The organism is Phycicoccus jejuensis, assembly GCF_000720925.1.
Taxonomy (GTDB): Bacteria; Actinomycetota; Actinomycetes; order Actinomycetales; family Dermatophilaceae; genus Phycicoccus; species Phycicoccus jejuensis.
In genome coordinates this window covers 432,947-453,543 of the sequence record NZ_JOEE01000004.1, presented here as the reverse complement: position 1 = coordinate 453,543, position 20,597 = coordinate 432,947, and the positions used below count along the sequence as shown (strand labels likewise).

Here is a 20,597-nt window from a genome sequence, read left to right as displayed (position 1 = left end):
TGGAGGGTGGTGGAGGCCGTGGCGGCGGGGCATCTTGCGTGCGCGAACCCATGGCCCCCGACCGCGGCCTGTTGCACGATGAGGGCACCACCGGCGGCCCTCGGTCGTTGGACGCACTCAGCAGGAGCCGACGAGAGGACCACCGGCGTGAGCGACGTCGAGCACGACCCCCAACCGAGCCCGGACGCGAGCGCGCGCGGCGCCTCCCTCGACCAGGTGCTCCAGGTGTCCAGCCGCCTGGCCACCGCGATGAGCTCGGTCATCGAGGGCAAGCAGGCCGTCGTGCGCACCGCGGTCACGGTGCTGCTCGCCGAGGGGCACCTCCTCGTCGAGGACGTCCCCGGGGTCGGCAAGACCCTGCTGGCCAAGACCCTCGCCCGGTGCATCGACGCCCCCGTGCGCCGGGTGCAGTTCACCCCGGACCTGCTGCCGAGCGACATCACCGGCGTCTCGGTCTACAACCAGGACGTGCGCGACTTCGAGTTCCGCCCCGGCGCCATCTTCGCCAACGTCGTCGTCGGCGACGAGATCAACCGCGCCTCCCCGAAGACCCAGTCGGCGCTGCTGGAGTCGATGGAGGAGGGCCAGGTCACCGTCGACGGCACGACCTACACGCTGCCGCGGCCCTTCATCGTCATGGCGACCCAGAACCCCATCGAGATGGAGGGCACCTACCCCCTGCCCGAGGCGCAGCGCGACCGGTTCATGGCCCGCATCTCGATGGGCTACCCGTCACCCCGCTCGGAGCTGGAGATGCTGGACCTGCACGGCGCCGGCTCCCCCCTGGACGCGCTGCGGCCGGTCACCGACGCCGCGACCGTGCAGCAGATGATCGAGGCGGTGCGGCGGGTGCACGCCTCCCCCGCCGTCAAGCAGTACATCGTCGACCTCGTCGGCGCCACGCGCTCCTCGTCGGCGCTGCGCCTCGGCGCCTCCCCGCGGGCCACGCTGCACCTGCTGCGCGCCTCGCGCGCGCACGCCGCCCTCGCCGGGCGCGACCACGTCCTGCCCGACGACGTCCAGCAGGTCACCGTGCCGGTCCTGGCGCACCGGCTCATCCCCACCGGCGAGACGCAGATGGCGCGCCGCACCACGGCCGACGTCCTGACGGACCTGCTCCAGCGGGTGCGCGTCCCGGCCCCCACCCGCTGACCCGTGGACCTCCTGCGCCGCACCCTGACCACCCGAGGAGCCTCCTTCCTCGGGTGCGGGACCGTGCTCGTCGCGGCGGGCGTGCTCCTCGGCCAGCACGACGTCACCCGCATCGGCGTCCTGCTCCTCGCGCTGACGGCCGGCTCGCTCGTGCTCGTGCGCCGGCACGGCCTGCGCCTGGAGGTCACCCGGTCGGTCGAGCCGGGCCGCGTCGCCATCGACCAGCGCTCGGTCGTCACGCTGCGGGTCCGCAACCTCGAGCCCTCGCCGACGCCGGTGCTCATGGCGGAGGAGGGCATCGACTACGCGCTCGGCGACCGGCCCCGCTTCGTCATCGCGTCGATGCGCGGTGGCACGACGCAGGAGGTGCAGTACAGCGTCCGCTCGCACACCCGCGGGGTCCACCACCTCGGTCCGCTGCGCGTCCGGGTCCGCGACCCCTTCGGCCTCACGCTGCGCACCGCCGCCGTCAGCGGGCACGCCGAGGTCGTCGTCCTCCCCCGCGTGCTGCCGCTGACGGCCGGGCGCTCGCTCGGCCGCGGCATCGGCAGCGAGGGGTCGATCCCCCACATGGTCGCGCTGCACGGCGAGGACGACCAGACCATCCGCGAGTACCGCGACGGCGACGACCTGCGACGCATCCACTGGCCGGCCACGGCGCGCACGGGCGAGCTCATGGTCCGCCAGGAGGACCGCCCGGCCAAGCGGCGCGCGGTCGTCCTCGTCGACTCGCGCGCGGCGGGGCACGGCGGCTCGGGCCGTTCGGGGTCGCTCGAGTGGGCGGTGACGCTCGCGGCGTCCGTCCTCGTCCACCTCGTCGACGGCGCCCACGCCGTCCACCTCCTGACCGCCGACCCGGGCGACGACACCGGGGTGCGCCACGACGACACGGTCGACGGCGGGCTCGACGCCCTCGCCCGGGTGGGCCTGGGCACCGACGACGGCACCCGCGCGGTGCTGCACGCGGCGAGCGGCCTGACCGGCCAGGGCGGGCTCGTCGTCTACGTCGGAGGACCCCTCTCCGACGACGACGCGCACACCCTCGCCGCGCTGCGCCAGCCCGGGTCCACCGGCGTGGCCCTCGTCGTCGACCCGACCCGCTTCGGACGCACCGCCGGCGGGGAACGGCCCTCCGAGGGCGGCGCGGCCGCGACGGTCGCCACGCTCCAGGGCTCCGGCTGGCTCGCGTCCGCCGCCGACGCCGGCACCGGGCCGGCCGAGGCGTGGTCCGGGGCCGTCTCCACCACCCTGGCGGGGGCCCGATGACCCGCGCCAAGCCGCTCGAGACCCTCCTCGTCGCCCTCACCGCGCTCGCGGTCACCCTCCCGCTCACCGACCTCTTCGCGCCCACCGGCGACTGGTTGCGGCCCAGCCTCGTGCTCGTGCTCCTCGTCGCGCTGACCGGCGCGGCCCTGCGCGCCCTCACCGTCGCCCGGCCGCTCGTCGTCGCCGGGCAGGTCCTCGTGCTCACCGAGGCCGTCGCGCTCCTGCACGGCCAGGGGCACCTGTGGGGAGGGCTCGTCCCCACCCCCGAGACCGGCCGGGCCCTCGGGATCCTCCTCGACCAGGCGTACGGCACGGTCACCGCCTACTCCGCCCCGGCGCCGTCCGACCGCGGCGTCGTGCTCGCGGTGAGCCTGCTCGTCGGCCTCGCCGCGCTCGTCACCGACGCGATCGCGGTGACGTACCGCAACCCGGCGCTCGCCGGCATCCCGCTGCTCGCCGCCTTCCTCGCGGCCGCGACGAACACCTATGCCGGTCTCGCCGCCTGGTACCTGCTGCCCCCGGCCGTCCTCTGGCTGGCCCTCGTCGGGCGGCAGGGCGTGCGGACGCTGCGGGCGTGGGGCGGGCTGGCGGCCGAGGGCCACCGCGACGCCGACCCGGGGACCTCCTTCGCCACGACCGGGCGCGTCGTCGGGGCGCTGGCCCTCGCCGCCGCCGTCGTCGTGCCGGCCCTCGTCCCGCACCTGCCGACGACGTTCATCGCGGACGGCCTGGCCCGCGGGGACGGGGGTGGCAACGGCGGCGCCGTCCGGCTCTCGACGAGCATCGACATCGCCCGCGACCTCGCCGACCGCTCCACCGACCCCGTCATCACCTACCGGACCTCGGCCGACGAGCCGGAGCCGCTGCGCGTCGGCTTGCTCGACACCTACCGTCGGGGACGCTGGGTCGACACCGACGACCCGGCCTACGTCCCGCCGGACGGCCAGCTGCCGGGGTCGGGGGCCGCTCCGGACGTCAAGCGGACGACCGAGCGCATCGAGGTGCTCTCCTCGTCGGTCGCGCCGCCGCAGGTCGCCCTGCCGGCCAACCCGGTCGGGGCCCCGTTCGCCGCCGGGACGTGGCAGGTCACCTCGGGCGGCGTCGTGGAGCTGACCCAGCCGGTCGGCGAGTACACCGTCGAGTACACGAAGCTGGCGCCCGAGCCGGAGCAGTTCGGCACGACGGTCGAGGGGGCCGCCCCGAACCCCGAGGACCTCGTCGTCGACCAGCGGGCGCAGTCCGCCGTGCGCGAGGTGCTCGACCGCGTGACCGGCGACGGCGACACCCCGCTCGAGGTCGCGACGAGCATCCAGGACTACCTGCGCGGCCCGGACTTCACCTACTCCGAGGACCTCGCCGAGGACACCGCCCAGGGGGCGGCGGCCGAGGAGCCGCTCGTGCGCTTCCTGCAGACCAAGCGCGGCTACTGCGTGCAGTTCTCCAGCGCGATGATCATGATGGCGCGCGAGAGCGGCATCCCGGCGCGGATGGCCGTCGGCTTCCTCCCCGGCACACCCGACGGCAGCGAGCGGGTCGTGCGCGTCAACGACGCGCACGCGTGGCCCGAGCTGTGGTTCCCCGAGCTCGGGTGGGTGCGCTTCGAGCCGACGCCCGGTGTGCGCAGCGGCCTGCCCCCGACGTGGACCCGCGACCGGACCGACGCGACGAGCACGGCCGCCCCGTCGGCCTCGGCCGGCGCGTCCTCCACGCCGTCCACCTCGGCGGGCCCCTCGCGCGACGTCACGGCCGAGGACCCGCAGGACACGGGCTCGACGACCTCCGCGACCGGGCCGCTCGACCTCGTGAGCCGCCACCTGACGAGCCTGCTCGTCGTCCTCGGGGTGCTCCTGGCCGCGGCGCTGCTGCCGGCCGGCGCGTGGTGGGCGCGCCGTCGGGCCCGCGCCCGGGCCCGCGACGACGCCGAGCGGGTCGAGGCCGAGTGGCAGTCGCTGCTGCTGCGGCTCGGTGACGTGGGCCTCGTGCCGACCGACGGCGCGACCCCGCGCCAGGCCTCCCAGCAGCTGGGGCGCGCCGCCTACCTCACCCCGGAGGAGGACGCCGCCCTCGACCGGGTCGTCGACGCGCTGGAGCGGGCCCGTTACGCGCGGCCCGGCGCTCCCCTGCCCGACGTCACCGAGGACGCGCGCACGGTGTGGCGCGCGGCCCTCGGCCGCCGCCGGCGCGGTGACCGGCTGCGGGCGCTGCTGCTCCCGGCCGAGGGGCGCCGCCAGTGGGCGAACGCCCTGCGGCTGCCGGGGCGCCGTCGCGACGACGACTCCGCCACGCCCGACCGCGAGGACGAGCGCACGCCGGTCGGCTGAGCCGGCCCGACCCCTGCGCGCACGACGACGGGGCCGCCTCCCGGGTGGGAGGCGGCCCCGTCGTCGTGGTGCGGCGGACCTCAGTCGAGGTAGTCGCGCAGCGCCTGGCTGCGGCTCGGGTGGCGCAGCTTGCTCATCGTCTTGGACTCGATCTGGCGGATCCGCTCGCGCGTCACGCCGTAGACCTTGCCGATCTCGTCGAGGGTCTTCGGCTGGCCGTCGGTCAGGCCGAAGCGCATCGAGACGACACCGGCCTCACGCTCCGAGAGGGTGTCGAGGACGCTGTGCAGCTGCTCCTGGAGGAGGGTGAAGCTCACGGCGTCGGCCGGGACGACCGCCTCGGAGTCCTCGATGAGGTCACCGAACTCGCTGTCGCCGTCCTCGCCGAGCGGGGTGTGCAGCGAGATCGGCTCGCGGCCGTACTTCTGGACCTCGACGACCTTCTCGGGCGTCATGTCGAGCTCCTTGGCCAGCTCCTCCGGGGTGGGCTCGCGCCCGAGGTCCTGGAGCATCTGGCGCTGCACGCGGGCGAGCTTGTTGATGACCTCGACCATGTGCACCGGGATGCGGATGGTGCGCGCCTGGTCGGCCATCGCGCGGGTGATCGCCTGGCGGATCCACCACGTCGCGTAGGTCGAGAACTTGTAGCCCTTGGTGTAGTCGAACTTCTCGACCGCACGGATGAGGCCGAGGTTGCCCTCCTGGATGAGGTCGAGGAAGAGCATGCCGCGGCCGGTGTAGCGCTTGGCCAGGCTGACGACGAGACGGAGGTTGGCCTCGAGGAGGTGGTTCTTGGCCTTCTTGCCGTCCTGGGCGATCCACCACAGCTCGCGCTTGAGCTTCATGTCGATCTTGGCGCCGGAGTTCAGCTGCTCCTCGGCGAACAGGCCGGCCTCGATGCGCTTGGCGAGCTCGACCTCCTGCTCGGCGTTGAGGAGGGCGACCTTGCCGATCTGCTTGAGGTAGTCCTTGACCGGGTCGGCGGTCGCGCCGGCGGTGACGACCTGCTGCGCCGGGGCGTCGTCGTCGTCGTTGGTCATGACGAAGCCGGCGTCCTCGGTCTCGCCCTCGGGCTTGGCGGTCGTGGACTCGCCGGTCTCGTCGGCCGCCTCGTCCTCGGTGGCCAGCTCGTCCTCGAGGTCGACGGGCGCGTCCTGCGCGGGGGCCTCGGTGGCGGCGGCCTTCTTGGCCGTCGTCTTCTTCGCCGGGGCGGCCTTCTTCGCGGGCGACGCGGCGGCCGAGGCGGCCTTCTTCGTCGTCGACGCGGCGGCGGTCTTCTTGGCCGCGCCGTCGGTGGCGGCGGCCTTCTTGGCGGCCGGCTTCGCGGCGGCCTTCTTCGTCGTCGCCGTCGAGGTCTTCTTCGCGGTGCGGGTCGCGGCCGCGGCGACACCGGCGGTGTCGTCGTGGCGGACCTCGATGCCCTGGTCACCGAGGGCGCGTAGGACGACGCGGCCACGAGCCGGCGTGACATCGGCGGCGCGCATCGCCTCGGCGACCTGCGTCCCGCTCACCGACCCGTTGGTCCGCCCCGCACGCACGAGGTTCTGGAGCGCCTCGTGGGCGAACTCGGGGGGGAGGGTGCTCGGTTCGGAGGGCTTCGAGGACACAGGCGACACCGACTACCTTTCGTCGCGGAGAACCGCTGGACCGGGACACGAAGGAGCCGGTGCTGCGGTGGTGAGGGTCCGGGGAGTGGCGCTCCGGCTGATCGGTTCGACCCCATCCGGCCCGGTGCGCTCTACCATTATAACTTTGCTCGACCGCTTCGCCCACATCCACCCGGTCGCACGCCGGCACCACGCGCTGCCACAGCGCCCGTCGGGGCGCTGCGGCACAGCGGAACCGGGCCGGATCAGCCCTTGACGGCGAGCACCGCGCACGGCGCGTCGAGCAGGATGCGCTGCGCGTTGGAGCCGAGGATCAGCTTGCCGACGGGCGTGCGGCGCCGCAGGCCGATGACGATGAGGTCGGCGCCGGTCTCGTTCGCGACCGCGATGAGGTCCTCGGCGGGCTCGTTGCCACGCACGAGCTGACGCACCTCCATCTCGGCGCCGGCGGCCTTGATCTCGTCGGTGGCCCGGCGCAGCTCCTCCTCCGCGGAGCGCGCGGTCTCGTCGTCGAGGCCTCCTCGGTGGGAGTTGATGACGACGAGTCGGCTCCCCCGCCCCTTCGCCTCCTCGACCGCGCGAGCCAGAGCGGCCCGCCCCTCCTTCGTCGGGACGAAGCCAACGACGATCGTCACGATGTCCTCCTCGGCGCTGCTGCGGTCAGTCAGTCGACCGTACCGCAGGGCGCGTCGGGTTCAGCCGCAAGCACGGCGCGGATGAGCGCCCCGACCTGCGCGACCTCCGTGAGGAAGCCGTCGTGACCCTGGTCGGACTCGATCGTGCTCGACCGGGTGCCCGGCCGGGCCCGCACGATGTCCTCCGACAGGCGCACCGGGTAGAGGCGGTCGGTGCTGACGCCGGCGACGTGGAGCAGGCCCGGGAACGCGCGCAGGGCGGCCGCGACGCCACCGCGCCCACGACCGACGTCGTGGCTGTTCATCGCCTCCGACAGCACGAGGTAGCTGTTGGCGTCGAACCGGCGCGCCAGCTTGGTCGCGTGGTGGTCGAGGTAGCTCTCGACGTCGTAGCGCCCGCCGCCGCCGAGCGGGTCCTCCCCGGCCCGCGGCCGACGGCCGAACCGCGCGTCGAGCTCGCTCTCGTGCCGGTAGGTCGTGTGCGCGATGCGCCGGGCGATGCCGAGCCCGGTGACCGGCGCGCGTCCGGTGTCGTAGTAGTCGCCGTCCTGGTAGTCCGGGTCGTGGCGGATGGCGAGCAGCTGCGGCTGGCACCACGCCACCTGGTCGGCGGTGGCCGCGGCGGTCGAGGCGAGGACCAGGGCACGCCGTACCCGGGCGGGGAACGAGGTCGCCCACTCCAGTGCCCGCATCCCGCCCATCGAGCCGCCGAGCACGAGGGCCCAGGCGTCGATGCCGAGGTGGTCGGCCAGGGCCGCCTCCGCCGCGACCTGGTCACGGATCGTGAGGAACGGGAAGCGGCCGCCCCACGCTCGCCCGTCCGGTGCCGTCGAGGAGGGGCCGGTGCTCCCCTGGCAGCCGCCGACGACGTTGGCCGCCACGACGAACCAGCGGTCGGTGTCGAGCGGCGCCCCGGGACCGACGAGCCCCGGCCACCAGCCCTCGGTGGGCTGCCCCGGCCCGGACGGACCGACGACGTGGCTGTCGCCCGTCAGCGCGTGCTCGACGAGGACGGCGTTGTCACCCTCCGGCGACAGGGTCCCCCACGTCTCGTAGGCGAGGGTCACCCCGGGCAGGACGCCCCCTCGCTCGAGCGGCAGGTCGCCGACCGCCGCGAAGCGACGGTCGCCGACGGGGTCGCCGGGACGCCAGACGGCGCCCGTCGACCGGGTCGGGGTGGCAGTCATCGATGGGACTCCTCGGCACTCGCGCTTGCCGCGGGGGCTGTGCCGCGGCCGGGTCATCACCCGGGGCACCCCACCGCGAGGAGGGTTGCCGCCCAGCAAACCGGGGTTTGGCACTGGGACTCATGACCTGCCCCGATGGTACCGGGAGGCGCCGACGGGTACCGGTGTTCGTCCGACAGCCGAACACCGCTCCTCCACCGGCCCGGTGCGCGCTCACCCGGCCCGCCCGAGCCGTCCGGCGACCGTCGCGTCCCCACCGGCCCGCGTCAGGGTCTCGGGGCGCAGCCCGTGCTCGACGACCCCGGAGAGGAGCTGCGCGAGGCGGTAGCCCGGCTCCACCCGCAGGGCCCGCTCGAGGGCGGCGCGCGCCACGGCGCCGTCGCCGAGCTGCCAGGCGAGCTGCGCCGCCGTCGTGCACACCGCCGCCGCGTCGTCCGGCCGGTCGTCGGGGACCGCACGGGCGAGCGCCAGCAGGCGCTCGAGCAGCTCGTGACGGCCCTCGGTCCCCCGCGGGACGTGGACCCACGACCCCATCCCCGCCCAGCGCGGCAGGTGCCGCTCGAGCAGGGCGACCACCACCGCGTCGAGCAGGCCACGGGGCACCACCCCCGGTGCGACCCAGGCGATCAGCGCGTCGCGCAGGCCGATGTCGCGCAGTCCCTCGACCGCCCGCGCCAGGACCTCCGGCGGGGGCTCGAGGCGGGGACGGCCGACCGCGTCCGGCCGGGCGAGCACGAGCGCCCAGGCCCGCACCGCCTCGCGCCGCACGCGGGCGCTGCCCCGGCGGGACCGGCGGTCGAGCGCCGGGAGCGGGAGCCAGGCCCCGACCGCCGACGCGCGCTCCGCGTCCGGGGCGACGAGGCCGTCGACCGCCGCACGGTCGGGCAGGGGCGCGAGGCCGCGGGCGACCAGCTCGGCCACCGCCGGCACCGCGTGCGGGGCCGGCAGCACCACGCCCTCGCGGGGGCAGCAGGCCCGCTCGCAGACCGGCGAGTACCGCCGTCCCCCGCGCACGACCGCGACGTCGGCCACCTCGGCGCCGTGCGACTCGAGGGCCTCGAGGAGCGCGAGCAGCAGGGGGTCGCAGGCGTGCTCCTCGTCCTCGTAGCCGACGAGGAGGACCGGCCCCGCGAGCTCCCGCCGCAGCGGCCCGAGGACGGCCTCGACCGTGTCCCCGACGTGGTCCTCGGGTGGGAGGTCGACCCGGGCGACGAAGTGGACCCGGCGCCGGTGGTCGAGGGCGACCGCCACGACGCTGCGCGTCGGGTGGTAGCCGAGCTGGTAGGGCAGGACGGCGAGCAGCTCGTCGGGCCCGTGGACGGTCGTGGTGTCGCTCATGCGACCACGCTGCCGCCGCGGGAGGCCGGTGCGACAGGGGCCGCCGGCGATCTGTGGACGACGGACCTCCACGGCCCCGCCTGTGGACGGCCGGCCCCGTGCCGCTCAGGGGACCGTGCCGGTCACCGCGTCAGCGGACGACGTCCCCCGGCACCGTCTGCGGGCCGCGACCGGTCTCGCGCTCCCACTCGAGGAACTTCTCGGTCTCCTCGACGAGCGTCGTCGCGACCCAGCCGAGCACCATCGCGTCGTCGGCGAGGCCGAGCACGCCGAGGACCGCCTCGGGCAGCAGGTCGACGGGCGAGACGACGTACGCGGCGCCGGCCGCGACGAGGCCGAGCTTGCCCATCGAGGTGCCGGTGTACTCGCCGGAGCGGATCGCGGTCACCATCCGCGGGACGGCGGAGGCACGCTCCCCGAGCGAGGGGCCGCCGTCCTTCGTCGCGAGGCGGATGGCGCGCCCGAGGGCGCCGACGTAGGCGAGGGTGCGGGCCTTGGCCATGGGTTCCTCCTGGGGTCGCGGGGTCAGGCCGGGCCGATGCGCCCGGCGACCGCCGGGAACTCGCGCTTGGCGTCGCTGGCGAGGCGGCGGAGCAGGACGACGTCGACCCCCGCGCCGACGACGCCGCCGACGACGGGGACGCCACGCCCGAAGCGCGAGAGCACGCCCTTGCCCGAGCTCGCGACGAGCTTGAAGAACACGCCCTTCTTGACGACCATCGCGGCCGGGCCGGGCAGGCGCTGGGCGGCGAGGTTGGCGAAGCCGCCGACGGGGGCGGCGACCCCGGCCTTGGCGAGGAGGTCGTCGGCGTCGGCGCCCGCGAGGGTCAGCAGCACCGCGGCCCGCACCTGCGGCTGCGCGATGTCGTGGCCACGCACGCGGGCGATGGCCGCGGTCATCCGCGTGGCGAGGGCGTAGTACGCGACGACGTTGGCGGGCAGGGCGATCGGCAGCGTGACGAAGCCGCCGAGGCCGGTGACGAAGCCCTCGGCGCCGGCCAGCCTCAGGTGCGACCGAACGATGCCGTCGACCGCCTTCTCGACGTCGCCGCCGGCCGAGCGCAGCGCGGCGTCGGCGGTCTTCGCCGCGGAGTCGAAGGGGCCGCGGCCGTCGATGCCGACGTCGAGGATCTGGTCGACGACGCGGACCGCCTGGCGCCCGACGACACCGTCGTCGGCCTTCGGGTCGTTGGCGCGCTCGAGCGCGGAGCGGGTGTCGCTCACGGCGTCCTTGGTGGTGCGGCCTCGGTCGAGCAGTCCCACGCGTGGTCCTCCTGGTGCCCCGGGGCGGACCGTCGGGTCCGCGCGTGTCCGGCTGTCGTCATCCTGCCACGCAGGCCGCTGACCAGCGGCGTCCCGGTCCCCGTCATCGGTGACGGTGTCGGCCCGTACGCTCGGCGCCATGCTGACGGGCGAGGTGGCGGTGCTCGTGGCGGGCACGGGCGGTCGCGCGGTCGCCGTGCTCCATCGCGACCGCGTCGTCACGGTCCCGGCTGCGCAGGCCCCCGAGGTCGTCGGCCGGCTCGAGGCGGAGCACCACCCCCGGTGGGTGTGGTGGTCGGCCCGGGAGGCCGCCACCGGCGTCGTCGCGGCCCGCGTGCACCTGGCCCGCGCCTGGGACCTCGCCGAGGCCCACCGGCTACTCCACGGCGGGTGGGACGCCTCCCCCGCGCTCGTCTGGGCCGCCGCCCACGGGCTGTCCGCCGCTTCCGTCCCCGCGCCGCCCGGGGGCGACCTCTTCGACCTCGTCGGCGCCGCCGACCTCCCGGCGGACGACGTGCTCGTCGACACCGCGGGCCACCTGCGCGCCGACCACGAGCGCTGGCTCGAGGAGCCCGGCCACCTCGCCGCCTGGGCGCACGCCGCGCTCGACACGGCACGCCTCCAGCTGGACCAGATGGCCTCGGTCTCGGCCCGGCTGGCCGCGACGACGGCCTCCGAGTCCGCCGCGGCCCTGCTCTGCCTCGAGCTCGAGCGCGACGGCCTCCCGCTCGACCGCGCGACGACGGAGGGCCTCGTCGCCGGCGCGGCCGGGCCGCGCACCGTCGGCGACGCGGACGGCGTCGCGGCGCGCCGGGCCCGCGACGCCACCGTCCTGCGCCACGTGCCGGGCCGCGAGGGCACCGACCTGCGCAACCCGGTGGCCGTCAAGGAGATGCTCGCGGGCGTCGGCGTCGACGTGCCGAGCACCCGCAAGTGGGTCCTCGAGGCCTACCGCGAGGTCCATCCGGTCGTCGAGGCGCTGCTCGCGTGGCGGCGGGACGAGCGCATCACCACCACGTACGGCTACTGCTGGCTCGACACGCACGTCGGGCCCGACGACCGGCTGCGCGGCCGGTGGACCGCCTGCGACGGCGCGGCCGGCCGGATGACGGCCGAGAACGGCCTGCACAACCTCCCGGCCGCGCTGCGCCCGGGGGTCGCCGCCCACCCGGGCCACGTCCTCGTCCGCGCCGACCTCGGGCAGGTCGAGCCGCGGGTGCTCGCGGTCGTCAGCGGCGACACCGCGTTCGCGGCGGCCACCCGGGCGGACGACCTCTACGCCCCGGTCGCCCAGCGGCTGGGCTCCGAGCGGGCCGTCGCGAAGATCGCGGTGCTCGCGGCGATGTACGGGCAGCGGAGCGGCGCGGCCGGCGAGGCGCTCAAGGGCCTCGAGGCCGCCTACCCGGTGGCCATGGGGATGCTCGACCGCGCCTACGACGCCGGGCGCCGGGCCGCCCCACTGCGCACGTACGGCGGGCGGCTGGTGCCGACGGCCCGGTTCGTCGCCGGCCGGCCGCCGGGCGCGGACCCGCAGGTCGACGCGGCGCGGGGTCGCTTCGCGCGCAACGCCGTCATCCAGGGCTCGGCCGCCGAGCTCTTCAAGGCGTGGGCGGCCACGGTCCGCGCCTCCGTGCGCGACCTCGGGGCGAGCGTGGTCCTGTGCCTCCACGACGAGCTGCTGCTCCACGTGCCCGAGGCGGCGGCCGGGGAGGCCTCCCGTCGGGTCGACGACGCGCTGACCGACGCCGCGCGCCGGTGGTCGGGCGGGGCGCCGGTGCGCTTCGTCGCCGACACCTCCGTGGTGCGGCGCTGGTCGGAGGCCAAGCACTGAGGCCGCCGGCCGGACGGGTCAGGCCGTGGGGCCCTGCGGGTCGTCCTCGTCGTCCGACACCGAGCGCAGGAAGTCCTCGAACTCGGCGCCGAGCTCGTCGGCGGACGGGATCTGCGAGGTCTCGGTCGCGAGCAGGCTGGGGCGCTCCTGGCCCTCGACGAAGGCGTCGTACTGCTGCTCGAGGGCGGTGATGACCTGGCGCGCCTCGTCGCTGTTGGCGACCTCGGCGGCGATGGCCTGCTGGTTGACCCGGGCTCGCTCGACGAGCTCGTCGTTCGGGAGGTTGAGGCCGGTCGCGTCGGTGATGGCGTTGAGCGCGGCGAGCGCGCCCTCGGCCCACTCGGCGGTCGCGAGGTAGTGCGGCACGTGCACCGCGAACCCGAGCGCGTCCTGGCCGGCCTCGCCGAGGCGCAGCTCGAGGAGGGCGCCGATGGACGCCGGCACCTGGACCCGCCCGAAGGGCGAGCGGGCCTCGCCGATCAGCGCGTCGTCGGTGGCGTGCGCCGTCATCCCGACCGGGCGGGTGTGCGGCACACCCATGGGGATGCCGTGCGTCGTGACGACGAGAGAGACCCCGAGCATCGCGATGAGCTCGCGGATGGCCTCGACGGTGCGCTCCCACTGGTAGTCGGGCTCGGGCCCGGTCAGCACGTAGTAGGTCTGCCCGTCGCGGTCGGTGAGCCGGTGCAGGAGCATCGCCGGGTCGTCGTACTCCGTCCAGCGGCTGGTGTCGAAGACCATCATCGGACGGCGGCCGCGGTAGTCGAGGAGCTGGTCGACGTCGAAGGAGGCGACGATCTCGGGGTCGCCGGTCTCGAGGAGGTGCGAGCCGAGGGTCGCCTGGACCTGCCCGGCGTCGACGAAGCCGCCGAGCAGCACGAGGAGGACGCCCGGGCGGGGGGCGTCGACAGCGGTCTCGAGGCGGTACAGGGCGGACGGGTCCATCACGGGAGAAGCCTTTCACGGTGGTGCGTCGTGAGGGTGGAACGTCCGGCCGGGGCGACGGATTCCCCCGCCGGCGCCGGCCGGGTCACTCCGTGACGGCGGCGATGGCCCGGCGCACGCGCTTCTCGGAGACCGAGCCCTTCGTGCCGAGGCTCTGCGCGAAGAGGCTGACCCGCAGCTCCTCGACCATCCACCCGATGTCGGTGACCTCGGGAGCGGCGCGGCGGGCGGCGGGCAGCGACTCGAGGAGGTCGGCGTAGGCGGACTCGACCGCGTCGACCTGCTTCTGGAGCACGGGCTCGCGCGGGTTGCCGGCGGCGCGCTCGAGGCGGTGCTGGGCGGCGCGGAGGTAGCGCTGGAGGTCGGGCAGGCGGGCGACCCCGGTCGCGGCGACGAACCCCGGGCGGACCAGGCCGTCGAGCTGGGCGCGGACGTCGGCGCGGGCCGCCCGGGTGGCGGTGGACGCACCGCCCGCGGCGAGCGCGTCGAGGGTGCGCCGCACCTGCGCGGCGAGGACGAGCACCGGCTCGACCGCCTCGACGACGGCCAGGACGCGCGTGGCCGCGTGGGTCCGGACGGCCGCGAGCGCCGCCTCGAACGCCTCCGGGGAGCGGACCGGTCCGCGGACGTGCTCGGCGACGAGGTCGTCGACGGCGGCGTCGAGGCAGTCCTGGAGCAGCGCGGGCACCGACCCGTGCGGGTTGTCGGCGAGCGCGAGCTTCTGGGCGTTGCCGAGCCGGCCGAGCACCCGCTTCCACGGGGCCGTCGTGTTGAGCAGCAGCAGGCGCCGGACGCCCGCGCGGTGAGCCGCCGCGGCGGAGCCGGCGTCGGGGAGGACGCGCAGCCCGACGGAGGCCTCTTCGTCGACGAGCGCGGGAAAGCCGACGACGGTCAGCCGCCCGGCGCGCCCCTCGAAGGTCTCGGGGATGGTGCCGACGTCCCACGTCGTGAGGCCGGTGCGCTCGATCGAGGCGCCGGCGCGGGCCATCCCCTCGCGCACCGCTCCCCCGGCCTGCTCGCGCAGCGCGTCGAGGTCCTTGCCCGCGGCGACGACGCGGCCGCCCGGGCGCTCGACCGAGAAGGTGACGCGCAGGTGGTCGGGCACGCGGGCGAGGTCGAACTCGGCCGCCTCGACGCGGACCCGGGTGCGCTCGAACAGGACCCGCGCCAGCTCCTCGACCATCGAGCCGCGCGCGGGGTCCATCTCGCGCAGCGCCGCGGCGGCGTGGTCGGGCGCCGGGACGAAGTGCACGCGGGTCGCCTTCGGCAGCGAGCGGACGAGCGCGACCGCCAGCTCGTCGCGCAGCCCGGGCACCTGCCAGTCGAACCCGTCGGCCGTGACCCGGTTGAGGACGGCGACCGGGACGTGCACGGTCACGCCGTCGGCGGCCTGCCCGGGCGCGAACTGGTAGGTGACGTCGAGCGCGAGGTCGCCCTGGCGCCAGGTGCGCGGGTAGTCGCTCGCCGACACCGACTCCCCCGCGTCGGAGGTGAGCACGTCCTCGGTGAGGTCGAGCAGGTCGGGGCGGCGGCGACGCTCGCCGCGCCACCAGCGGTCGAAGTGCCGCTCGGTGACGACGTCCGGCGGGATCCGGCTGTCGTAGAACGCGAAGACGATCTCGTCGTCGACGACGATGTCGCGGCGGCGCGCCCGCTCCTCGAGCTCGGCGACCCGGGCGAGGGTGCGTTGGTTGCGCTTCCAGAAGTCGTGCACCGGCTCCCAGTCGCCCTCGACGAACGCCGACCGCACGAAGATCTCGCGTGCGGCCTCGGGGTCGATCCGGGCGTACTGGACGGTGCGGTCGGTGACGAGCGGCACCCCGAACAGCGTCACGCGCTCGGTCGCGACGGCGGCGCCGGCCTTGCGGCTCCAGCGCGGCTCGCTGACCGTGCGCGTGACGACGTGCCTGCCGGCCTCCTCGGCCCACTCGGGGTCGATGGTGGCGACGGTCCGCGCCCACAGCCGCGAGGTCTCGACGAGCTCGGCGGCCATGACGTACTCGGGCTTGCGGCGGAAGAGGGTCGAGCCGGGGCTGATGCCGAACCGGGCTCCGCGGGCGCCGAGGTACTCGCGCTTGACCTCGTCGCGTACCCCCACGTGCGAGAGCAGGCCGGCGAGCAGCGCCCTGTGCACGGTGTCCCAGTCGGGGTTCTCGCCCTTGGCGGCGGTCGCGAGCTCGGGGTCGATGCGGGTCTGCCGGGTCGCGCGCCGGAGCTGGGCGTGCAGGTCCTGCCACTCGCGGATGCGCAGGTAGTGCAGGTACTCGTTCTTGCACATCCGCCGGAACGCGCTGTGCGAGAGCTCCTTCTGCTGCGTCTTGAGGTAGGTCCAGAGGTTGAGCAGCGTGGCGAAGTCGGAGCGCTCGTCCTTGAAGCGCGCGTGCTGCTGGTCGGCCTGCGCCTCCTTGTCGACCGGCCGCTCGCGCGGGTCCTGGATCGACAGGGCGGCGACGAGCACGAGCACCTCGCGGGTGCAGCCGAGCCGGCCGGCCTCGACGACCATCCGGGCCAGGCGTGGGTCGAGGGGCATCCGGGCGAGGGTGCGGCCGGTGGCCGTGAGCCGGCGGGCGCGCCCGCGGTGCCGACCGGGGCCGCGCTCGTCGGTGGAGAACGCCCCGAGCTCCTCGAGCAGGCGCACGCCGTCGGCGACCTGGCGGGCGTCCGGCGGGTCGACGAACGGGAAGCGCGCGACGTCGCCGAGGCCGAGCGAGGTCATCTGGAGGATGACGGCCGCGAGCGAGGTGCGCTGGATCTCGGGCTCGGTGAACTCGTCGCGCGCCTCGAAGTCCTCCTCGGAGTACAGACGGATGCAGACGCCGGGCGCGACGCGGCCGCAGCGGCCCGCCCGCTGGGCGGCGCTGGCCCGGCTGACCGGCTCGATCGGCAGCCGCTGCACCTTGGTGCGCTGGCTGTAGCGGGAGATGCGGGCGGTGCCGGTGTCGACGACGTAGCCGATGCCGGGCACCGTGAGCGAGGTCTCGGCGACGTTGGTGGCGAGGACGATCCGGCGCCCTCCGCCGCGGCGGAAGACCCGGTGCTGCTCGGCCGACGACAGCCGGGCGAACAGGGGCAGCACCTCGGTGCCCGGCAGCTTCAGGGCGTTCAACGCGTCGGCGGCGTCGCGGATCTCGCGCTCCCCCGAGAAGAACACGAGGATGTCGGTCGCGTCCGGGGCGGGCGGCGCCTCCGTCCACAGCTCCTCGACTGCCTGCACGACCCCGGTCACCTGGTCGCGCTCCTCGACGACGTGCGTGCCGTCCGGGGTCGTCTCGACGAGCGGGCGGTAGCGGACCTCGACGGGGTAGGTGCGCCCGGACACCTCGAGCACCGGCACCTCGCGGACGACCTCGCCGCGCTCGTCGGTGCCGAAGTGCCGGGCGAAGCGCTCGGGGTCGATCGTCGCCGAGGTGACGACGACCTTGAGGTCGGGGCGCCGCGGCAGCAGCTGCTTGAGGTAGCCGAGGATGAAGTCGATGTTGAGGCTGCGCTCGTGCGCCTCGTCGATGATGATCGTGTCGTACCGGCGCAGGTCGCGGTCGCGCTGCATCTCACTGAGCAGGATGCCGTCGGTCATCACCTTGACCCGCGTCGCGTCGCTGCTGTGGTCGCCGAAGCGCACCTGGTAGCCGACGGTGCCGCCGAGTTCGACCTCCATCTCCTCGGCGATGCGCTCCGCGACCGACCGCGCCGCGATCCGCCGCGGCTGGGTGTGCCCGACCTGGCGGCCCCCCGCCCCGCGGCCGAGCTCGAGGCACATCTTCGGGAGCTGGGTCGTCTTGCCCGACCCGGTCTCGCCGGCGATGACGACGACCTGGTGGTCACGCAGGGCCGCGAGGATCTCCTCGCGCGCGGCGACGACGGGCAGGTGCTCGGGGTAGTGCAGCTCCGCCGCGGCGACCGCCTCGAGCGCGGTCTCGGTGCGGGCAGGCATGCCCGACAGGATAGGTCGCCCTCACCGCGGGCTCCGACCGGACGTCCCCTGCCGCTGGGGTGCGCGCTCCTGCGGGACGACGTGCGGCAGGGCCTTCAGGGTCGCGTGCAGGCTCACCCCGGCGGTGTAGAGCCCGACCGTCCGGGCCCCGCCCGCCCGCACGAGCCGCAGCTCGCGTCCCGCGGCGGCCACCTTCGCCCGGACCACCCGGACACCGGCGGCCCGCAGCCGCGCCGCGGCTCCCCCGACGACCACCGGCGCGGACGGTGCCGCGTGGGCGACGGTGGGAGGCGCCAGCATGAGCCGGACCCGGGCGTCCTGCAGCCGGGTCCGCGCCGTCTGGCCCGCCCCCATGAGGATGCGCTCCTGGGTGCCCAGCGTCCTGGCCACGGCCACGCCGTCCGGGCCCACGACCGTCCCGACCTTCGCCGCCGTGGTGAACGACTGCCCGGCGACGCCGAGGACCCACGCGCCGGCCGCGACCCCCACGTCCCGCGCGCTCCCCTCGTCGTACCCGACGAGCAGCACCCCGTCGGCGAGCGTCCCGACGCCCTCGCCGACCACCCCGGCGGCCGCCAGCGGCGGCGCGAACCGCGTCGGCAGCGCGGCGAGCATCCCGACCCCGTGGCCGGCCGAGCTCGCTCGCCGCAGGCCGCGGTAGAGGACCGAGTCGCCGATGTCGTCGTCGGCGAGCGCACCGAGCACGGCGGCGCAGCGGGCGTCGGCGGCGCGCAGCCGGTCGAGGGCCGCTGCGTGCGCGGCCTCGGCGCGCAGGACGGTGGCCATCACGTCCTGCTGCGCCTGCCGGACCGCGAGCAGCACCGGGTCGGCCTCCGTGGCACCCGCCTCGACGAGGGCGACGGCGCGCTGCTCGAGCAGCCGGTAGGCGTCCCACGCGTCACCGTGCGCCGTGACCGCGTGCTGCACCACCGCCTGCTCCTCCTCGAGCACCGTCGCGTAGGCGCGCAGCGGGGCCACCGCCCCGAGGTAGCGGTGGGCCGCGCGCTCGAGCACGGCCGGCGCCGTCTCGATCCGGGCGCCGAAGGCCTCGCCGGCGGGCCCGTCCCAGACCGCTCCGTCGCGCAGCCGGGCGAGGTCGGCCGCCGTGTCGGCGAGCCGCCGACCGGTCGCGTCGCACGTCGAGGCGACCGCCCGCACCCCCTCCGCCGACCCCTCGACCGGACCCAGCGACATCACCACGTCGGGCCACCCCGCAGGCCGCGCGAGACCCCCGCCTCGAGGTCGAGGTAGGCGCCCCCCGCCGTCCCGGCCGCCTCGCCGAGGACGGTCAGCGCGTCCGCCATCCGCAGCCGCGCGTGCCGCCACCCGCCGAGCAGATCCTCGAGCGCGGCGCCGCTGCAGCCGGGCCCGAACGCCCATCGGTCCGCCGCGGGGTCCCCCATGAGCGTGAGCGACTCGGCGAGGTCGAGCAGGCGCTCCCCCACCTCCAGCACGCTCGGTGCATCCACCCGGTACGTCGTCATGCCCCGACGCTAGGCGGGGGCGGCGTCCCGCCCGCCGGGTTTTCCACAGGCCCCGGCGGGCGGAGGGTCGCTCAGCCCTGCGTGGCCCCGACGAGCTCGGGCGCCGCGTCCCCGGAGCCGTCACCGGCCGCCGCGGCGAAGCCGGCGTCGAGGTCGGCGAGGATGTCGGCGACCGACTCAATGCCCACCGCGAGGCGCACGAGACCGGGCGTGACACCGGCGGCCAGCCGGTCCTCGTCCCCGCCCTGGCTGTGCGTCGTCGACGCCGGGTGGATGGCGAGCGAGCGCACGTCGCCCATGTTCGCGACGTGGCTGTGCAGCGACAGGCCCTCGACGAAGCGGCGCCCGGCCTCGATGCCACCGCGGATCTCGAACGCGAGCACCGCCCCGGCGCCCAGCGGCGCGTACTTGTCCGCGAGCGCCTTCCCCGGGCTGCTGTCGAGCGAGGCCCACCGCACCGACTCGACCTGGGGGTGCTGCTCCAGGTGCTCGGCGACCCGGCGGGCGTTCTCGAGGTGGCGCTCCAGGCGCAGGCTGAGGGTCTCGATGCCCTGCCCGATGAGGAAAGCGTTGAACGGCGAGACCGCGGCGCCGAGGTCGCGCAGCAGCTGCACTCGCGCCTTGAGGATGTACGAGAGGTTCGCGCCGAAGGGGCTGCCGACGCCGAGGTCCGGGCCGAAGCGCAGCCCGTGGTAGCTCTCGTCCGGGGTGTTGTAGTTGGGGAAGCGCTCCGGGTCCGTCGTGTAGTCGAAGGTGCCGCCGTCGACGATGACGCCGGCGATGGACGTGCCGTGCCCGCCGAGGTACTTGGTCGCCGAGTGGATGACGACGTCGGCGCCCCACTCCAGCGGCCGGATGACGTACGGCGTCGCGATGGTGTTGTCGACGACCAGCGGCACGCCGACCTCGTGGGCGACCGCGGCGACGGCCTCGATGTCGAGGACCTCGGCCTTGGGGTTGGCGATGGTCTCGCCGAAGAACGCCTTGGTGTTGGGGCGCACCGCGTCGCGCCAGGCCTGCGGGTCGGTGTGGTCCTCGACGAAGGTGACGTCGATGCCGAGCTTGCGGAAGGTGAACTTCAGCAGGTTGACCGTGCCGCCGTAGAGCGCCGCGCTGGAGACGATGTGGTCACCGGCCTCGGCGATGTTGAGCAGGCCGAGCGTCGTCGCGGCCTGCCCGGACGCCACGAGCAGCGCCCCGACCCCGCCCTCGAGCGCCGCGATGCGCTGCTCGACGGCGTCCTGCGTCGGGTTCATGATGCGCGTGTAGATGTTGCCGAACTCGCGCAGCGCGAAGAGGTTCTCGGCGTGCGCGGTGTCGTTGAAGACGTACGACGTCGTCTGGTAGATCGGCAGGGCCCGGGCGCCGGTGGCGCTGTCGGGCTGCTGGCCGGCGTGCACCTGGCGGGTCTCGAAACCCCACTGGGACGGGTCGGTCATCGGTTCGCTCCTGACTCGTGGGTGCGACCGACCGGCGGGCCGGGCGCACGCGGACGTGTGCTCGGCGGGGTGCCCAGGGGCTCCCGCGCTTGCGCGCGACGGGTGCCGCACGCCTGGTCCTCACCCGGGGCACCCCACCGCGGAGGAGGGTTGCCGGCCAGCGAGCCGGGGCTTGGCGCTGGCGCTCATGACCTGCCG

At 75.5% G+C, this 20,597-nt stretch carries 15 protein-coding genes and 2 riboswitches; of the genes, 4 read left to right on the top strand and 11 right to left on the bottom strand.

Going from position 1 to position 20,597, the window contains the following annotated elements; translation table 11 throughout:
• Positions 1 to 147 precede the first annotated feature (147 nt).
• Genes IG69_RS0110645 through IG69_RS0110635 form a run of 3 tightly spaced genes read left to right on the top strand, consistent with a single transcriptional unit; the run spans position 148 to position 4,739 of the window.
• Positions 148 to 1,152 carry an AAA family ATPase gene (locus IG69_RS0110645; RefSeq protein WP_030528147.1) on the top strand — a complete coding sequence of 335 codons (1,005 nt, stop codon included), beginning with the start codon at positions 148 to 150 and terminating at the stop codon, positions 1,150 to 1,152.
• Between the two features lie 3 nt (positions 1,153 to 1,155).
• The gene (locus tag IG69_RS0110640; RefSeq protein WP_051750425.1) at positions 1,156 to 2,418 is read left to right on the top strand and encodes a DUF58 domain-containing protein; all 1,263 of its coding nucleotides are present in this window, start codon (positions 1,156 to 1,158) and stop codon (positions 2,416 to 2,418) included.
• Positions 2,415 to 4,739, top strand: a complete 2,325-nt coding sequence (locus tag IG69_RS0110635) for a transglutaminase TgpA family protein (RefSeq protein WP_157577498.1) — start codon at positions 2,415 to 2,417, stop codon at positions 4,737 to 4,739. The genes IG69_RS0110640 and IG69_RS0110635 overlap by 4 nt, the downstream gene beginning before the upstream one ends.
• 80 nt (positions 4,740 to 4,819) lie before the next feature.
• Here the strand turns inward: IG69_RS0110635 and IG69_RS0110630 are convergent, their stop codons facing one another.
• From IG69_RS0110630 to IG69_RS0110605, 6 genes are all read right to left on the bottom strand, one after another.
• Positions 4,820 to 6,346, bottom strand: coding sequence for an RNA polymerase sigma factor (locus IG69_RS0110630; RefSeq protein WP_030528144.1), 1,527 nt, complete (start codon positions 6,344 to 6,346; stop codon positions 4,820 to 4,822).
• Positions 6,347 to 6,591: 245 nt separating this feature from the next.
• The gene (locus IG69_RS0110625; protein WP_030528143.1) at positions 6,592 to 6,981 is read right to left on the bottom strand and encodes a universal stress protein; all 390 of its coding nucleotides are present in this window, start codon (positions 6,979 to 6,981) and stop codon (positions 6,592 to 6,594) included.
• A gap of 29 nt (positions 6,982 to 7,010) precedes the next feature.
• A complete protein-coding gene (gene metX, locus IG69_RS0110620; RefSeq protein ID WP_051750424.1) occupies positions 7,011 to 8,168 on the bottom strand; it encodes a homoserine O-acetyltransferase MetX in 1,158 nt (385 codons plus the stop codon).
• 16 nt (positions 8,169 to 8,184) lie between these two features.
• Positions 8,185 to 8,296: riboswitch (SAM riboswitch) on the bottom strand.
• An 85-nt stretch (positions 8,297 to 8,381) separates the two neighbouring features.
• Positions 8,382 to 9,506, bottom strand: a complete 1,125-nt coding sequence (locus tag IG69_RS0110615; RefSeq protein WP_030528141.1) for a DUF4192 domain-containing protein — start codon at positions 9,504 to 9,506, stop codon at positions 8,382 to 8,384.
• A gap of 130 nt (positions 9,507 to 9,636) precedes the next feature.
• Positions 9,637 to 10,008: a YkvA family protein gene (locus tag IG69_RS0110610; RefSeq protein ID WP_030528140.1), complete on the bottom strand. Its 372-nt coding sequence runs from the start codon at positions 10,006 to 10,008 to the stop codon at positions 9,637 to 9,639.
• A 23-nt stretch (positions 10,009 to 10,031) separates the two neighbouring features.
• Positions 10,032 to 10,769 carry an EcsC family protein gene (locus IG69_RS0110605; protein WP_242525598.1) on the bottom strand — a complete coding sequence of 246 codons (738 nt, stop codon included), beginning with the start codon at positions 10,767 to 10,769 and terminating at the stop codon, positions 10,032 to 10,034.
• A 139-nt stretch (positions 10,770 to 10,908) separates the two neighbouring features.
• On the opposite strand from IG69_RS0110605, the gene IG69_RS0110600 reads away from it, so the two are divergent.
• On the top strand, positions 10,909 to 12,600 hold the full coding sequence (locus tag IG69_RS0110600) for a DNA polymerase (protein ID WP_084696722.1): 1,692 nt from the start codon (positions 10,909 to 10,911) through the stop codon (positions 12,598 to 12,600).
• A gap of 18 nt (positions 12,601 to 12,618) precedes the next feature.
• On the opposite strand, the gene IG69_RS0110595 is transcribed toward IG69_RS0110600, so the two are convergent.
• From IG69_RS0110595 to IG69_RS0110575, 5 genes are all read right to left on the bottom strand, one after another.
• A complete protein-coding gene (locus tag IG69_RS0110595) occupies positions 12,619 to 13,545 on the bottom strand; it encodes a proteasome assembly chaperone family protein (protein ID WP_157577520.1) in 927 nt (308 codons plus the stop codon).
• An 85-nt stretch (positions 13,546 to 13,630) separates the two neighbouring features.
• A complete protein-coding gene (gene hrpA / locus IG69_RS0110590; protein WP_030528136.1) occupies positions 13,631 to 17,476 on the bottom strand; it encodes an ATP-dependent RNA helicase HrpA in 3,846 nt (1,281 codons plus the stop codon).
• Positions 17,477 to 17,497: 21 nt separating this feature from the next.
• Entirely contained in the window at positions 17,498 to 18,670 is a 1,173-nt protein-coding gene (locus IG69_RS0110585) for a hypothetical protein (protein ID WP_157577496.1), read from the bottom strand.
• Entirely contained in the window at positions 18,670 to 18,960 is a 291-nt protein-coding gene (locus IG69_RS0110580; RefSeq protein WP_030528134.1) for a hypothetical protein, read from the bottom strand. The genes IG69_RS0110585 and IG69_RS0110580 overlap by 1 nt, the downstream gene beginning before the upstream one ends.
• 71 nt (positions 18,961 to 19,031) lie before the next feature.
• Positions 19,032 to 20,399, bottom strand: a complete 1,368-nt coding sequence (locus IG69_RS0110575) for a bifunctional o-acetylhomoserine/o-acetylserine sulfhydrylase (protein ID WP_051750423.1) — start codon at positions 20,397 to 20,399, stop codon at positions 19,032 to 19,034.
• Positions 20,400 to 20,479: 80 nt separating this feature from the next.
• Positions 20,480 to 20,592, bottom strand: a riboswitch (SAM riboswitch).
• Positions 20,593 to 20,597 lie beyond the last annotated feature (5 nt).

Excerpts from the sequence above, each read along its gene's own strand:
- IG69_RS0110635 (WP_157577498.1), top strand. The coding sequence starts at position 2,415 with ATGACCCGCGCCAAGCCGCTCGAGACCCTCCTCGTCGCCCTCACCGCG.
- metX (WP_051750424.1), bottom strand. The coding sequence starts at position 8,168 with ATGACTGCCACCCCGACCCGGTCGACGGGCGCCGTCTGGCGTCCCGGC.
- IG69_RS0110615 (WP_030528141.1), bottom strand. The coding sequence starts at position 9,506 with ATGAGCGACACCACGACCGTCCACGGGCCCGACGAGCTGCTCGCCGTC.
- IG69_RS0110610 (WP_030528140.1), bottom strand. The coding sequence starts at position 10,008 with ATGGCCAAGGCCCGCACCCTCGCCTACGTCGGCGCCCTCGGGCGCGCC.
- IG69_RS0110600 (WP_084696722.1), top strand. The coding sequence starts at position 10,909 with ATGCTGACGGGCGAGGTGGCGGTGCTCGTGGCGGGCACGGGCGGTCGC.
- IG69_RS0110595 (WP_157577520.1), bottom strand. The coding sequence starts at position 13,545 with ATGGACCCGTCCGCCCTGTACCGCCTCGAGACCGCTGTCGACGCCCCC.
- hrpA (WP_030528136.1), bottom strand. The coding sequence starts at position 17,476 with ATGCCTGCCCGCACCGAGACCGCGCTCGAGGCGGTCGCCGCGGCGGAG.
- IG69_RS0110585 (WP_157577496.1), bottom strand. The coding sequence starts at position 18,670 with ATGTCGCTGGGTCCGGTCGAGGGGTCGGCGGAGGGGGTGCGGGCGGTC.
- IG69_RS0110580 (WP_030528134.1), bottom strand. The coding sequence starts at position 18,960 with ATGACGACGTACCGGGTGGATGCACCGAGCGTGCTGGAGGTGGGGGAG.
- IG69_RS0110575 (WP_051750423.1), bottom strand. The coding sequence starts at position 20,399 with ATGACCGACCCGTCCCAGTGGGGTTTCGAGACCCGCCAGGTGCACGCC.